Source organism: Ruegeria sp. AD2(2025), from assembly GCF_056542385.1.
In genome coordinates this window covers 16,223-29,597 of the sequence record NZ_JBQFZS010000011.1, presented here as the reverse complement: position 1 = coordinate 29,597, position 13,375 = coordinate 16,223, and the positions used below count along the sequence as shown (strand labels likewise).

General features: G+C 51.9%; 11 protein-coding genes and 2 pseudogenes. 9 read left to right on the top strand and 4 right to left on the bottom strand.

What is annotated here, in order from left to right:
* Positions 1-3: 3 nt before the first annotated feature.
* The 5 genes from ACR1XV_RS18165 (at position 4) to ectB (ending at position 4,926) form a co-directional block, all read left to right on the top strand.
* A complete protein-coding gene (locus tag ACR1XV_RS18165; RefSeq protein ID WP_480533928.1) occupies positions 4-774 on the top strand; it encodes a glycosyltransferase family 2 protein in 771 nt (256 codons plus the stop codon).
* Complete coding sequence (locus ACR1XV_RS18160) at positions 771-1,517, top strand: SDR family NAD(P)-dependent oxidoreductase (protein WP_480533926.1); 747 nt, start codon at positions 771-773, stop codon at positions 1,515-1,517. Before ACR1XV_RS18165 ends, ACR1XV_RS18160 begins: the two co-directional genes overlap by 4 nt.
* Positions 1,514-2,584: a hypothetical protein gene (locus ACR1XV_RS18155; RefSeq protein WP_480533924.1), complete on the top strand. Its 1,071-nt coding sequence runs from the start codon at positions 1,514-1,516 to the stop codon at positions 2,582-2,584. Before ACR1XV_RS18160 ends, ACR1XV_RS18155 begins: the two co-directional genes overlap by 4 nt.
* Positions 2,581-3,522 (top strand): prephenate dehydrogenase dimerization domain-containing protein, encoded by a 942-nt coding sequence (locus ACR1XV_RS18150; RefSeq protein ID WP_480533922.1) that lies wholly within the window; start codon positions 2,581-2,583, stop codon positions 3,520-3,522. Before ACR1XV_RS18155 ends, ACR1XV_RS18150 begins: the two co-directional genes overlap by 4 nt.
* Positions 3,523-3,669: 147 nt before the next feature.
* Positions 3,670-4,926 (top strand): diaminobutyrate--2-oxoglutarate transaminase, encoded by a 1,257-nt coding sequence (gene ectB / locus ACR1XV_RS18145; RefSeq protein WP_480533920.1) that lies wholly within the window; start codon positions 3,670-3,672, stop codon positions 4,924-4,926.
* A gap of 336 nt (positions 4,927-5,262) precedes the next feature.
* Here the strand turns inward: ectB and ACR1XV_RS18140 are convergent.
* Together ACR1XV_RS18140 and ACR1XV_RS18135 are read right to left on the bottom strand one after the other, a co-directional pair.
* Positions 5,263-6,293, bottom strand: a pseudogene (locus ACR1XV_RS18140) (IS110 family RNA-guided transposase).
* Between the two features lie 110 nt (positions 6,294-6,403).
* Positions 6,404-6,858: pseudogene (locus ACR1XV_RS18135) on the bottom strand (IS5 family transposase); the annotation flags it as partial.
* A 683-nt stretch (positions 6,859-7,541) separates the two neighbouring features.
* On the opposite strand from ACR1XV_RS18135, the gene ACR1XV_RS18130 reads away from it, so the two are divergent.
* Positions 7,542-7,958, top strand: coding sequence for a DAHP synthetase I family protein (locus ACR1XV_RS18130; protein WP_480534123.1), 417 nt, complete (start codon positions 7,542-7,544; stop codon positions 7,956-7,958).
* A gap of 55 nt (positions 7,959-8,013) precedes the next feature.
* Positions 8,014-9,237: an MFS transporter gene (locus tag ACR1XV_RS18125; RefSeq protein WP_480533918.1), complete on the top strand. Its 1,224-nt coding sequence runs from the start codon at positions 8,014-8,016 to the stop codon at positions 9,235-9,237.
* A gap of 240 nt (positions 9,238-9,477) precedes the next feature.
* On the opposite strand, the gene ACR1XV_RS18120 is transcribed toward ACR1XV_RS18125, so the two are convergent.
* Together ACR1XV_RS18120 and ACR1XV_RS18115 are read right to left on the bottom strand one after the other, a co-directional pair.
* Entirely contained in the window at positions 9,478-10,065 is a 588-nt protein-coding gene (locus tag ACR1XV_RS18120) for a shikimate kinase (RefSeq protein ID WP_480533916.1), read from the bottom strand.
* Positions 10,066-10,155: 90 nt separating this feature from the next.
* A complete protein-coding gene (locus ACR1XV_RS18115) occupies positions 10,156-10,797 on the bottom strand; it encodes a TetR/AcrR family transcriptional regulator (RefSeq protein ID WP_480533914.1) in 642 nt (213 codons plus the stop codon).
* Positions 10,798-11,231: 434 nt separating this feature from the next.
* On the opposite strand from ACR1XV_RS18115, the gene ACR1XV_RS18110 reads away from it, so the two are divergent.
* Positions 11,232-11,789 (top strand): twin-arginine translocation signal domain-containing protein, encoded by a 558-nt coding sequence (locus ACR1XV_RS18110; protein WP_480533912.1) that lies wholly within the window; start codon positions 11,232-11,234, stop codon positions 11,787-11,789.
* Between the two features lie 12 nt (positions 11,790-11,801).
* Positions 11,802-13,355 carry a GMC family oxidoreductase gene (locus ACR1XV_RS18105; RefSeq protein ID WP_480533910.1) on the top strand — a complete coding sequence of 518 codons (1,554 nt, stop codon included), beginning with the start codon at positions 11,802-11,804 and terminating at the stop codon, positions 13,353-13,355.
* The last annotated feature ends 20 nt before the right edge of the window (positions 13,356-13,375 follow it).

Here is a 13,375-nt window from a genome sequence, read left to right as displayed (position 1 = left end):
TAAATGTCGCATTTCAACCCAGCCCCGATTTTCACTGACCATTATACAACGGATCGCCCGGATGTTTCTGTAATTGTGCCTTGCTACAATTACGATCGCTATGTTGCACGCTGCCTCGAAAGCATTTCTGCTCAAACCTTACTTCCTACGCAGGTAATCCTTGTCGATGACGGGTCGAACGATAACTCACGCGATGTCCTCGCGGACTGGGCATCCAAGACAAAAGACCTAGAGGTGATGTGCCTGTTTTACGATCAAAACGGCGGCAAGAATCACGCGCTTAACCTTGCCTTCGACTGCGTACGAGGAAGTTTCACGTCTATCGTGGATGCTGACGACATCTTGATGCCATTCTTCTTTGAAACGCTTTTGGCAGCAGCGCAACAAAGCGGCAGAGATTTTGTTTACTGCGACAATGAACTAATAGACGAAGATGGAGACGTCATTGGATTAGGTCGGTCCTGCGACTTCGATGCAAATCTCGTCCGCACCGCAAGCTTTATTCCCGACAACGCCCCAACGAGAACGAATCTCATTCGGACTGTACTCCCGCTTGACGAGAGCGTGCGCAAAGGCACCAAACATCACCGATGGCAGCGGCTGGTTGCCGGTGGAGCACGCGGACACTACGTCAATCAGCCTTTATTTCAATATCGCATGCACACTCAAAACCTTTCTGGAATTGGCGATAGGATCAAAGCCGATTTAGAACAGTCAGTGAACCGCGAACCAATGCTGTCACAGTACTGGCCGCTAGAGGCACGGGAAACATGAGCACCTGTGCGGTCCTTTTCGGTCTCAATGATAGAGGGATCAGCGGCGCGGTTTGTCGAGCGTTACTAGCACGTGGTGTCACCGTGATCGCGGTTAGCCGCAATGCGAGCAGTACCTCTCTGGCCGATCACCCACAAGTAATCACAGTTGATATCGATTTTGAAGATTCGGATTGGTGCATGCACGCGATGGCACCGCTTGAAAAGGAAAACCTAAGGGTTGGCTATTTCGTGCATTGTGCAGCGGCAAACTTCACCAAAGTAAAAATTGGCGAAGCCAATATGAAAACCGTTGGTCGCGAGTTCCAAGTGGGGCTTTTTTCAGCGATGGAGTTCTTGATCCGGGCAGATGCTCGAATTGCAGATGGCGCGCGTGTTATCCTTTTTAGTTCCAATGCCGCTGTACGAGGAACTAGGCGGCGCGGATTTCACTACAGTTCCATGAAGGCCGCATTGAATGGCTTCGTTGTAGGTACTGCGGCAGAATATGCTGGACGGGGAATTGCCATCAACGCCATTGCTCCGTCCCAAACGCTTACCGAAAGAGTTTTTAATCACGGTCGGATCAGCCGCGGGGAAATTGAAAAGCGAATGAAGAGCTATTCACCCTTCAAGCGCGCTGCAAACCCTGACGAGGTGGCGGCTTTTACGATCGACCTTCTATTCACAAAATCTCCGTACCTGACCGGTCAAATAATAGCTTTTGACGGCGGCACAGCACTTAATTGGGAGGAAAAAACATGATCAAGGGTGATTTAAACATTCCATTTGTTTTGTTTCGTACAAGTGGCACTAGCGGTCCGGCACGATACATCGCACACTCGCGAGAAGCGGACCAGCAAGCGCTTGATCGGGGAGTTCGTTGTTTGCGTTCAGTATACGACGGCGAAGTCGTCGTGAATGCCTTTTGGCCAGCAGAGCTCAACGGAGCCTATTACTTCACGGAAGCAATCTGTCGCGACCTCGGCGTCAGCTATATTGGTCTCGGTCCCGGATGCCTCGAAGAACTTAGGCATCTCTCCGAAACGATCTCAGATATATGCATAGCAACCACGGGGACCAATGTCAGCAAGTACCTCAATAGCGGAATCCGTGTAAAGAAGATTCTCTTTGCTGGCGACGCGCCGACCACTGTTGCGCTTGACTTAGCAAAACGTGAGGGTGTTTCTATTCTCCCCTTAGCCTATTCAACTACCGAGCACGGCCCGATTGCACATTTCCACAGACGCTGTGGAGATCGATTTCTGTACAAGTTTTTCGACGAGACCGAAATGGAAATTGTTCCCACAAAACCCCAAAATCCACTAAAGGGCGAACTGCAAGTTCGGCTACGAGGCGGCAGCTTTCCTGATCTCATGTCTACTGGCGACATGATTCAAATGGTGCCAGACAAAGAGTCTAGGATATTCGAACTACTCGGCCGCCTATCGGATTCTATTAATTTTCAGGGTGGATTGCTGAAAAAATCGCAGTTCGAACACGAGCTATCACATTTTTTTGGTTCTATACCAAAATTTCAATGCCTGTATTCTCGTTCAGATCAGCCTTGGTTTCAACTCAACATTGATGCTCACAATTTTGATCGTGACGCACTCCAAGAACAGCTTTTTTCCAACTATGAAATCCAATTTGCCATATCCGGCGCGGAATTCACCGTCAAATCGATGGATGCTAAAAACTTTATCCATACTCGAGGTAAGCTCCTTCCTTTCGTCGAGACAAACCAAGCATTAAACGTACCCCGCGAACCCAAGCTAACGAGCAATCCAATCTCGTCTTCCAGCCCTATTACAGACGAGGTCAGAAAATGACTGAACTGGAAGACACCCAACCACCCGACCGAATTAGTAAGATCGCCTTGATTGAAATCGAAGGGGTACGCGCGTCGTTGGAGCGACCCATCCACCGTATCGACCTGACATCGCACGCTGAGCTGGTATTACAAGGTGCCGCAGAAATGGATCCGGGGCTCACGGTCAATACGACAGTGCTTAAAAACAACTGCACTTTCTCTTCGGAAGCCAAAGCGGCTGTGACCGATGCTGATTTGGTGGTACTAGGCACGTCTTGTAGTTCTTTTCCGGCAGTCATCGCCGAACTTGCTTCTGTGCTGAAACCAAGCGCAGTAATTACGGAACTGAACGCCGTTAACCATCCAGTTCTCGAGCAACTCAAATCGAAAATTCCTCCGCACCTGCGTTTTGTGCAGTCACAACTATTGGCTAGTATGAAATCCGATAACCCGTCATTGGCCGATCCCAATCGCGAGTACTTGTGTGTCATAATGCCGAACCCAATGGCCGACATTCCAGCTATTTTAACCCTTCAAGGTTTTTGGGTAAGTTTTGGAGCCAAGGTGGAAATATTGAACCCAAAAGACCGCGATACGATGATTGCGGTTATGTTGTTACTTCCACATTTGATAACACACAATATTGTCGCCACAATAGAAGATTTAGAGACCACGGTTGGTGTCGAATGCACAAAATTCTCTGCAGAGATATTTAGTAGGTTTACAAGCTCGATCCTTCCTTTTGATCCTAGTCAGTTGGGCGACAGCTGTGTCGCCAATCGAGACGTCATGCTTGAAGTGCTGGGCCGTTTTTCAGAGTTACTTGCCTCAATGCAGCGGTTCATAAGATGGGGTGAGGCTGAGAAATTAACTGAGTTACTCACGCGTACAGGCAAGTATCACTATCGTTCACCTGACGTACCTCTGCTCTCATTTGAGGCACTGTCATCCAATTAACTCGGTGCTCACCCCCCCTTCAGAAGGGCTCGCTCTCTGGAGGAAGCAATTGAAGAGTTATCGTGGGCGCTTACAGCTACAGACTGGTAGCAGCGCGTAAGAGCCACCAATCGCTTGCGGAAGTCAATAAAATGAAAGGAAACCACTATGGGACCAAGCACGCTGGAAATGCACGAGTCGCAGGTGCGGAGTTATTGTCGACAATTTCCCGTCGAGTTTGACCGAGCAGAAGGATCCTACATTTTCACTTCTGAGGGCACCCGCTACATCGACTTTCTTGCCGGAGCCGGATCACTCAACTATGGCCACAATAATCCGGCAATCCGCGACGCAGTAATCGACTATCTAACGGAAGGTCGCATTGTTCAATCGCTCGACCTCTATACTACCGCGAAGAGTAAATTTGTTAACAGTTTAGTACGCAGAATCTTGCGTGATCGCGGGATTGCGGATTACAAGTTCCAATTTGTAGGCCCGACCGGCACTAATGCGGTAGAGGCTGCACTTAAACTGGCACGCAAAGTGACTGGACGCAGTGGTATCTATGCTTTTTCAAATGCATTTCACGGCGTGACCCTAGGAGCCCTAGCAACCAGCGGGGAACAAACCAAACGGGCTGCAGCTGGGGTGCCATTGGACAACGTAACGAGAGTGCCTTTCGAAGGGTTTCTCGATGAACTCGACAGTATAGATTTTATCGAAAAAATGCTAAAAAACCCCTGTTCTGGCTGGTGTCCTCCTGCTGCCTTTATCGTTGAAGTCGTTCAAGGCGAAGGAGGTTTAAATGTCGCATCTTCAGAGTGGTTAAAAGCGCTGCAGAGCCTTTGCCGAAGATTTGGGTCGCTTTTGATTTTGGATGAAGTTCAGACCGGGTGCGGTCGTACGGGAGACTTCTTTGCCTTTGATGACAGCAGAATCGAACCAGATATTATTTGCATTTCAAAGTCCATTAGTGGCATTGGCCTTCCCATGGCATTCAATTTGCTGCGGCCCGAACTTGACTGTTGGAAACCAGGGGAACACAACGGCACTTTTCGAGGATCGTGCCTATCCTTTGTGGCAGCTACGCGAACTCTCGAAGAGTTTTGGTCTTCCACGTCATTTATCGAAAGCGTGCGTAAAAAGTCGGACTGGATGCGGGCGCAGTTATGCAAACTTCAGGACGACTGCCAAAGTGTATCTGTCGTGGGCAAAGGAATGATGCTTGGGCTTCGATTTCACGACGCAGTTCAAGCGAATGCAGTATCGGCAAAGTGCTTTGAAAATGGTCTCATCGTCGAGACTTGCGGACCCAAAGAAAATACACTGAAGATGTTGCCGCCTTTGACCACTTCAGACGAGGTGCTCTCCACGGGTCTGGAAATCGTGGCGCAAGCCACGACCACATGCCGACAGTATTCTTAATCGAAGTATTCAGTCTAGGCTCCAGACTTCGGTAACGGGGTCGTCTCATTCAAGCTGTTTTACGCAGAATACTTGATCCGCCAAGGCGGTGTAGCTTTTCTTGGTTTGTGTCCGTCCTGCTTTCTTTCATGGCCTTCGATTGAGATCCTTCGGGTACATGCTTCGGTTCGTGGTCAGCGCGACGGCTGCCAACATGATGCTGGTTCGATGTAATTCCCATGTACCCATCTCATAGGCGTGCTTGACGGAAGTCAGCGACGGTCCAGACCTCGGCATCATCGGAACCACGTCCCTGCGGGACCTCAAAGGCCTGCTGTCAGGCAGGCAACGGATAGGTTAGCAGACAGTGTTCGGTGCTGCGTCGGGCTGGAATATGGTGCCATCGACCCACATTCGATGGAGAATGACCGCGATGCGACGCGCGAGGGCGACCATTGCTATTTTCCGGCCTCGGCGTTGGGCGAGCTGGGTTCTCCATGTTCGAAGCCATGTCGACCGCCCGCGGTTCATCATGACGGTTGTTGCCTGACACAATGCTCGCCTCAGATTGACATCCCCGGCCTTGGTTATGCCGCCGGACACATCACGCTCACCGGATTGGTTGCGAGAAGGCGTCAGGCCAACCCAAGGACCAACTCTCTTTGAAGACCGAAAGCGGGACGGGTCATCGACGGCTGCCCGGAAGGTCAATGCCACAACTGCGCCGATCCCAGGCATCGTCATCAAGCGACGACAAACCGGATCGTCTTGAGTGAGCTGGCGAACCTGCTTCTCGAGCACCGCAAGCTCCTGTCGCAGAGAAGCTCTGGCACGCAGCATAGGTTCGGTAGCGGTTTCCAACATGGGATTGCCATCTGCCAACTCGCGGATACGTAGCTCGAACTTGCCGCGTGAGGTGCCCCCACCTTGAGGCCAAAGTTTCTCAGCAGTCCTCTTAGTGACTTTTCAAAAGCGATCATGTTCTGTTGAATAGCTTTCCGAGCACCGAGTACAGCGCGAGTTTCCTGAGCCGAGATGGATTTACAGTGAACAGGGCGGAACCAGCCTAGATGGAGCAGACGTGCAATCCCTTCGGCATCCCGCCGATCCGTCTTGATCGGCATAGTCTTCAATGCACCCTTCACCTGGCGGGTTTCCATAAGCACTGCATCCAAGCCTAACTCTGCCAGCCCTCGATGTAGCCACTGCGACATAGGTCCAGCCCCTAAGCCAATCGCGGCGATGCCGTGGGCCAAATCACCCAGCCAACGGGCCAGAATCTCGGGATCGCTCGCCGCCTCAGCCTCTTTGACTATCTCGCCATGCTCACTGATCACGCAAATAGCGGTCATGGCGAGTGATACATCCAATCCAATAAACAATCTCATCCCGTAGTCCTCCATGCAGATTCAATACGGGAATGGCGACAGCGCGACGCAGATATGACAAGTGGCAACGGCGGTGCGTGACGCAGGCCCTGTTACGGCATCTCATTGATTTACAGCCAGAACAAGACGGTGGCTGCGAGCGCGATGGCCGAGAGGAAGACCTTCGGGCATCGATCATAGCGAGTGGCGACACGACGCCAGTCCTCCAGGCGTCCGAACATAATCTCGATTCTGTTGCGACGATTGTAGCGGCGCTTGTCGTTCCGGACAGGCTTGTCGCGTAATTTTCGGCCTGGAATGCAAGGCATTATTCCCTTGTCTATCAGGGCTTCACGGAATCAGTCCGCATCATAACCGCAATCATCCAGTAACCATTCAGCCGATGGTCGGCCGTTCACCAGAGCCCTGGCTCCTGTGGAGTCGTTAACCTGACCAGCAGAGAAGAAGAGCCGAATAGGTCGACCAACACTGTCGGCGACGGCGTGCAGCTTTGTGTTCATGCCACCCTTGGTCCTACCGATCAGTCTGCCACGCCCCCCTATTTCAACCGCAGGCTGGAGGCTAGCTTATTATATGGAAGATTATGCCCGCTCGAACATGGCGACACCAGAATACATCCAAAAAGTATCTTGGGTTTCGTCTACACTCGAGGTCTCAGGCATAGGTGTTTTCTGGGGTTTCCAACCATTCCTCGTTGTGGTGCTTCTACCTAGAAAAACCGAAACACCCAGCAACAGGCGACTATATCGTATCTGTAGCAGCCACTTATTCAGTAGAAGCTATCACAACAAGCCGATATCTACGAGCCACTTAGCAAGGACCATTGTCGCCAGGGCAAATGCGGCCCCCAGAAACATTGGCAGTAGTACAATGCGCCAAGTTGGCTCTGTCGCCCGCTCTATCGATTGAGCCAGTGCATCGCGAACTAAAACGGAAAGCTCTGCGTCCGAGGGAAATTTGATTCTAGCCATCGCCTTCTTCTCCCGAAACTGCTGTCAATCATCAAGTAGCGTACTTCCATGTTGCAAGCGGGTCAATTTGAGAAGGTAAACAGCTGCTTACTTACGGCAGATCCCAGCGAGATTTGATTTCAATATAGCTTTCAAGGTCTGGTAGCCGCTTGACACCGAAGTAAAGGCAAGTTTCTAGCTGTTTGAGCCCAGAGTTTGATGTTCGACTGCAAGGAGGGGCGAACCTTTACCCTAAATTTAACCACAAAAGGCAACTTTTCTTGGCGGCGAAGGCAGGATTGCAAAGGCGGTCAAAACAATTGGCCTTAACTACAAAGGGTTAATCGTTCCGGAAAGGCAAAATATCTCTGCATTTGATAGCTATGACAATTTGGTCGTGGATATGCTGGGTATCAGAACGATGAAAGAATGCAGCAATGACGCGCCAGTAATTTTTGACGTGACGCATTCGCTGCAAATGAGAGATACAGGAGCTAGCGCATCAGGTGGCCGCAGACACCAAGTTGCAGAGCTGGGTCGAGCAGGCCTAGCAGTGGGAATTGCGGGGCTGTTTCTTGAGGCCCATCCTGATCCGGACAATGCGAAATGCGATGGCCCTAGCGCGCTGCCCCTTGATCGGCTGAAAGACTACCTCATTCAGATGAAATCTGTGGATGATCTGGTCAAGAGTTTACCCGAATTCGAGCTGGCCTAATGCTACCCGCCACAAGGAGCCAGCATTGTGACGCAATCGTAGTTCGATGACGGTGATGAAGCGTTTCGAACGTATTACCCTCTATATCGCTCTGACTGCGCTTACGGCTTTTGCTATAGATGGTATTTTGCCAACAATGCCGATGATTAAAGCCTCTTTTCATCCAGCTTCTCAGGTATCTGGAGAACAGGTGATTACGGCGTTTGTGCTCGGCATGGCTATCGGAGAATTGATAATAGGACCGATTAGCGATGCAGTGGGCCGTCGCCCTGCCGTGATTGCGGGTCTCGCGGTCTTTGTCTCGGGGTCGGTCGTTGCAGCTATGGCGGATTCTTTCGCTGTGTTGGTCTTTGGCCGCATCCTTCAAGGCATAGGTGTGGCTGGACCAAAAATTGGTACACGCTCGATGATCCGCGACTGCTACGCTGGGCCTAACATGGCCAAGATCATGTCTGTAATTTTCACTTTGCTCATTTTGGTTCCTATGATCGCACCAGCCGTCGGCGCAGCAATCGCGGTTATTATTGGGTGGCGCGGTGTATTCTGGGCTTACCTTGTACTGGCATTTGGGCTTGGCAAATGGTTGTGGGTACGGCATCCCGAAACGCTTTCCGTCGAGAACCGCGTGCCACTAAAACCTCGACTTCAGGCGCGCAACATCTGGTTTGTGGTCAGCCGTCTCGATGTCTTTACGGCGGTGATAGCCACTGGCTTAATCTTCGGCGCACAGTTGACCTATTTTTCGGTGGTGGCGGACATATTCGGTGCGTTGTACGGCCTTCCTTCGCTTGTGCCTGCGCTCTTTGGTTTCATCGCGACCGGAACTGGTGCGGCACTGTTGATGAATGTCTGGCTGGTCGGTCGCAAAAGCATGGAACTTCTTATTCTTACCGGCGTATCTCTTCAGGCGGTGTCGGGCGTTGGCCTCTTGGTTGCCGCATCTTTCTTCGACGAGCACCCACCCTTGGCGGGTTTGCTTTGCATAGTTTGGTTAGGTTTCTTCGCCCTTGGTCTTTTGTTCGGCAATCTCAATGCGTTTGCAATGCGCCCACTCGGTGCCCTGGCCGGTCTCGGTTCTTCAATTGTTGCATCATGCTCCAGCCTCGTAGCTTTCCTATTCGCTACCACATTTTCAATGCTAATCGATAATCCCGTTTTGACAAGTGCTTGGTCATTCACACTTTCTGCTGCGGTCGCCGCCGCCCTTATCCTGACCTCGGTTTTAAACGGTACGCGCAAGCAAGCCGATTGGCATTTCCGTAGACCGAAAAGAATTTGATCTGACCATTGAACACTATAGTTGGTTCAATGATCTGCCTCAAAGTTCGCTTCTTGTTCCTTATAGTGCCCGAATATGCACGCTCAGTCCGGTTAGGCCAAGATGGACAGCGAATGTTCTCATGACTCTGGCTTGGAAACGCTTCTAGCTGTCAACCGGGCACGAGCCGAAAAGAAAATGACACAAGGTGGCATAGACTCCGCGGCTGTCAAAGCATCAGTACTTTGATCAGTACCCCTGTCAGCTCAATTGAACCGGAGCTTCGCGCTTTCTGCTGCTACCATTGAAGCTGGCATCAATGCGCTTCAGTACGCCATCCAAATCGAAGGCTGCGGCTTGCGCATTCAGCAATTGAGGAAATCCGAGTCGACGGTATTCGATGATCCGCCGAAGGTACTTCATACGCTCAGGTTCGGATTCCAGGTTAAACCCACGTCGGATTTGCCGCGCGGCTACAATCTGCGCCGCATTCTCATCGTCAGTGTGAGGAATAACTAGGAAGGGCGCTCCATTGGCTTTCACAGCGGACAGCAAAACCGACCGCATCGGCCCAACCATATCTTCGCTGAGGATGCCTGATGAAAGCGACAACACCATGTGAATTGGCGAATTCTCCAAAAATGCCAATAAAAGTTCGCCATTTCGACGAGTGTAGGCTGAATAACCGTAGTTTCTTATGAAAAGTCGGATGTTCTGAACTTCGGCGCAGAACATCTCATCGAGATCAAAATGGACGAGGGATCGGGCCTTGGCAACCTGTCTGGCGAGCGTCGTCTTTCCTACTCCACCGGGGCCAACAAAAATGATCCGTTTGGGCGGTGAAACCACAACGACCTCCTGCAAATCCCATTCGTTTCCGTGTGCGAAGGCTTTGAAGCGCTCGGCGTATCGATCAAAACCGTTTAATGTAGCTGGTCCCTAACTCGCACCGGAATCGGTCGTTGTAGGACCCAAAATGGGTGTCAAATGCGCCTTAAACTCGAGTAACAATTCCTCGCGTGTGAGTGGCGTTCCGGTAATCTGATTTAGCATCAAGAAACGGAAAATACCGTCAACCAAAGCATACTTGATTTCAACCTGAACGGGGTTGAGATGCCCCGATTTTACGAGGACTCGGCGCAAGACATCGATCAGCATTGCCTCAATTTCAGCGACTACGGGGCGAAAGTTCTCGTCGAACATCGCTTGCGTGCGAATGTCGTACCAAAGGCGATGGATCATCTTATCGTCGATAATCGAAGCAACGAACGCTTCAGAAAGTGTGTCGATCACCTGTGAAGAGTGCCCGACGGAATCCAATGCATCAGCGATTTTTTGTACGAATACAAGCTTGTAAATCCGGATACAGTAGATGATGAGTTCAGAGCGATCTTCAAAATAGTAGTGCATCATTCCAAGGGACAAGTCACTCTTCTCGGCGATATCCCGAAGCGATGTGTTCGCATAGCCCAACTCTTTCAGGGCCTCGATCGCACTTGATGCAATTTCCCGGCGCTTCGCGTCCCGCTTAGCAATTTTTCGCTCGACACGCTGTTTGAGTTTTGCGGGCATTTCATCCATGTCCACTATTTGAATTTTTTACCTGTTTAAATCAAGTGGATCCGGCAAGAAAACTGCGGCTTTGTTTGAGTGGTTTCTTGGACTAGAAGAAAAATAATACATTTAATCTGGACAATTGTCCTAAAAATATGTTTCAAAAATATGATTACTGTGTTTGGGTAACAGAATCACAGAGCCATGCTGGGCATCAGGACCCATCATCGGGGAGTCTCGATGACGGACAGCGGTAGTGAATCCGCTTTCAGGGATTTCCGGCACAGGCTCAGCGTAACGTTTGCCCGGTCTGTTCGGAGTACTGATAGGGCCGCTCGAACCGCGTCTCGGAGGAGAAGGCGCGCTCGATAACGGGTGACGACAGCGCCACATTGATGCCGTGTGAGGGCACGGCGACTTATCAGAGGCTGCAAGGGTTAGCTGAACTGAGAGGAAATGAGATGAAGTACTCGGCGCCATTCGACGTGTCCCGTCGAAGGTTTTTAAAGTACGGTGCCGTCGGCGCTGCGCTTCTGGCAGGTGGTGGCATTGTCGCGACCCGTTTGACCGATGGAGGCGTGGTTAAAAGACTTGAATCTCTCAGCCATCTTGATGCTGGCGCACAAAGTGTTTTCGGCGCCGTTTCAGATACCGTTCTTGATGGCATGCTGCCAGAAGAGGAAACCGAACGCACCGCGGCGATCGACGATGTTTTGCGCGGCGTCGACGTCCTGCTGACCGATCTGCCAGAAACCAGCCGCAAGGAGATCACCGATCTTCTGGGGCTACTCGCCAACGCACCGACGCGCTTCATTCTTGGCGGGCGGTGGGGCAATTGGGAAACGGCCAGCCGTGCCCAGGTGCACAAATACCTCAATGACCTCGCATCGTCTTCCCTCGCATTAAAGCGCACAGCCTTCGTTGTACTGCGCGACCTGCCTGTTACGGCATTTTATAGCAGTCGGCACAGTTGGGAAATGGTGGGCTACGACGGACCACTTGTTGACAACGAAGCTTGATGGGGGGTGACCTTGAATATTCATGAAATTTACAACGGAAGTAGGATCGAAGCTGATCTAACACTCTCGGCAGACGTGGTGATTGTCGGATCTGGAGCGGGCGGCGGCTATGCCGCCGAGGTGCTCAGCACATCCGGATTGCGGGTCGTTTTGATTGAAGCTGGCGGCTATCACACCGCCAAAACGTTTTCGCAAAACGAAGGCAAGGCTTACCCTATGCTCTATCAGGAGGCCGGCGCCCAGAGAACCAAGGATAAGGGCATCATTGTCTTCCAGGGACGCGCCGTCGGTGGATCAACCACGGTAAACTGGACCACCAGCTTTCGCACGCCCGAAAAAACCCTGAACCAATGGCAGGACGTGTACGAAGTAAGGGGGGCGTCTGTGGACGACCTTGCCCCCCATTTCGACGCGGTCGAAAAACGGCTTAACATTGCGCTCTGGGACGAGTTCGAACCAAATGCCAACAATGCCGCGCTCAAACGCGGATGTGAAGCTTTGGGATTTCATGCTGCCATCATCAAGCGCAATGTCAAATACTGCGGTGACACCGGGTTGTGCGGCCTTGGCTGCCCTCTTAACGCCAAACAGTCGATGCTGATCACCACCATTCCGGGCATGCTCAATGCGGGCGGGGCACTTGTTCACAACGCCGAGGCAGTGCGCATCATTCATAACGGTACCCGTGCCAGCGGTGTTGAGTGCCGCGCACTAGATGCGCAGGGTAATCCGAATGGCAAGCGAGTAACTGTCGAGGCACAGCACGTGGTCGCATCCTGCGGCTCAATCCGCAGTCCCGCGTTAATGATGCGTTCGGACATCCCCGATCCTTCGGGATTGCTGGGCAAGCGGACTTTCTTGCACCCGGTCAGCGCATCGCTGGCCGTCATGGACGAGATCACTGAGCCTTTTTACGGGGCACCGCAATCAGCCTATTCGGACGAATTCCTCTGGCCCGAGGACGATCGCGTTGGGTTCAAGTTGGAAGTGACACCGCTGCAGCCTGTGTTTGCCGCGGGGGTTTTCGACAAGACCATGGGACGGGGCAGTGCAGAATTGATGAAAGACCTGCCGCGAATGCAATCTATCGTTTCGCTCCTACGCGATGGCTTTCATGATGGCGCGGTGGGTGGCACGGTCGAATTGGTTGGTGAGCGCCACCAAACCGTCGACTACCCGATCACCGACTACATTCGCGAAGGGTTGGTCCGATCTCTTGGGGCGGCGATGGAAGTGCAGTTTGCTGCTGGCGCGACGGCAGTCTACCCATGGCATTTGGCAACCGAGCGGCTGACCTCGATGAATGATGCGGGGGCTTGGCTGGATCGTGTGGACATGGGGATTATGAATCTTCTTGTCGGTTCGGCTCATGTCATGGGTGGGTGCATGATGGGCGAAGACCCCGCACGCTCGGTCGTCAATTCCGAGGGATCGCACCACGTAATCGAAAATCTGTCCGTGTTCGACGGGTCAGTCTTCCCAACGTCCATCGGAGCCAACCCGCAGGAATCAATCTACGGAATGACTTTAAAAAATGCAGGTGCCTTGGCTGCGCGAATGGCCTGAGGACGCAGACAGATTGCGTG

Bases quoted from the DNA above. Each gene is read 5' to 3' on its own strand.
- ACR1XV_RS18155 (WP_480533924.1), top strand. From the start codon at position 1,514: ATGATCAAGGGTGATTTAAACATTCCATTTGTTTTGTTTCGTACAAGT.
- ectB (WP_480533920.1), top strand. From the start codon at position 3,670: ATGGGACCAAGCACGCTGGAAATGCACGAGTCGCAGGTGCGGAGTTAT.
- ACR1XV_RS18115 (WP_480533914.1), bottom strand. From the start codon at position 10,797: ATGGATGAAATGCCCGCAAAACTCAAACAGCGTGTCGAGCGAAAAATT.
- ACR1XV_RS18125 (WP_480533918.1), top strand. From the start codon at position 8,014: ATGAAGCGTTTCGAACGTATTACCCTCTATATCGCTCTGACTGCGCTT.
- ACR1XV_RS18110 (WP_480533912.1), top strand. From the start codon at position 11,232: ATGAAGTACTCGGCGCCATTCGACGTGTCCCGTCGAAGGTTTTTAAAG.
- ACR1XV_RS18160 (WP_480533926.1), top strand. From the start codon at position 771: ATGAGCACCTGTGCGGTCCTTTTCGGTCTCAATGATAGAGGGATCAGC.
- ACR1XV_RS18150 (WP_480533922.1), top strand. From the start codon at position 2,581: ATGACTGAACTGGAAGACACCCAACCACCCGACCGAATTAGTAAGATC.
- ACR1XV_RS18165 (WP_480533928.1), top strand. From the start codon at position 4: ATGTCGCATTTCAACCCAGCCCCGATTTTCACTGACCATTATACAACG.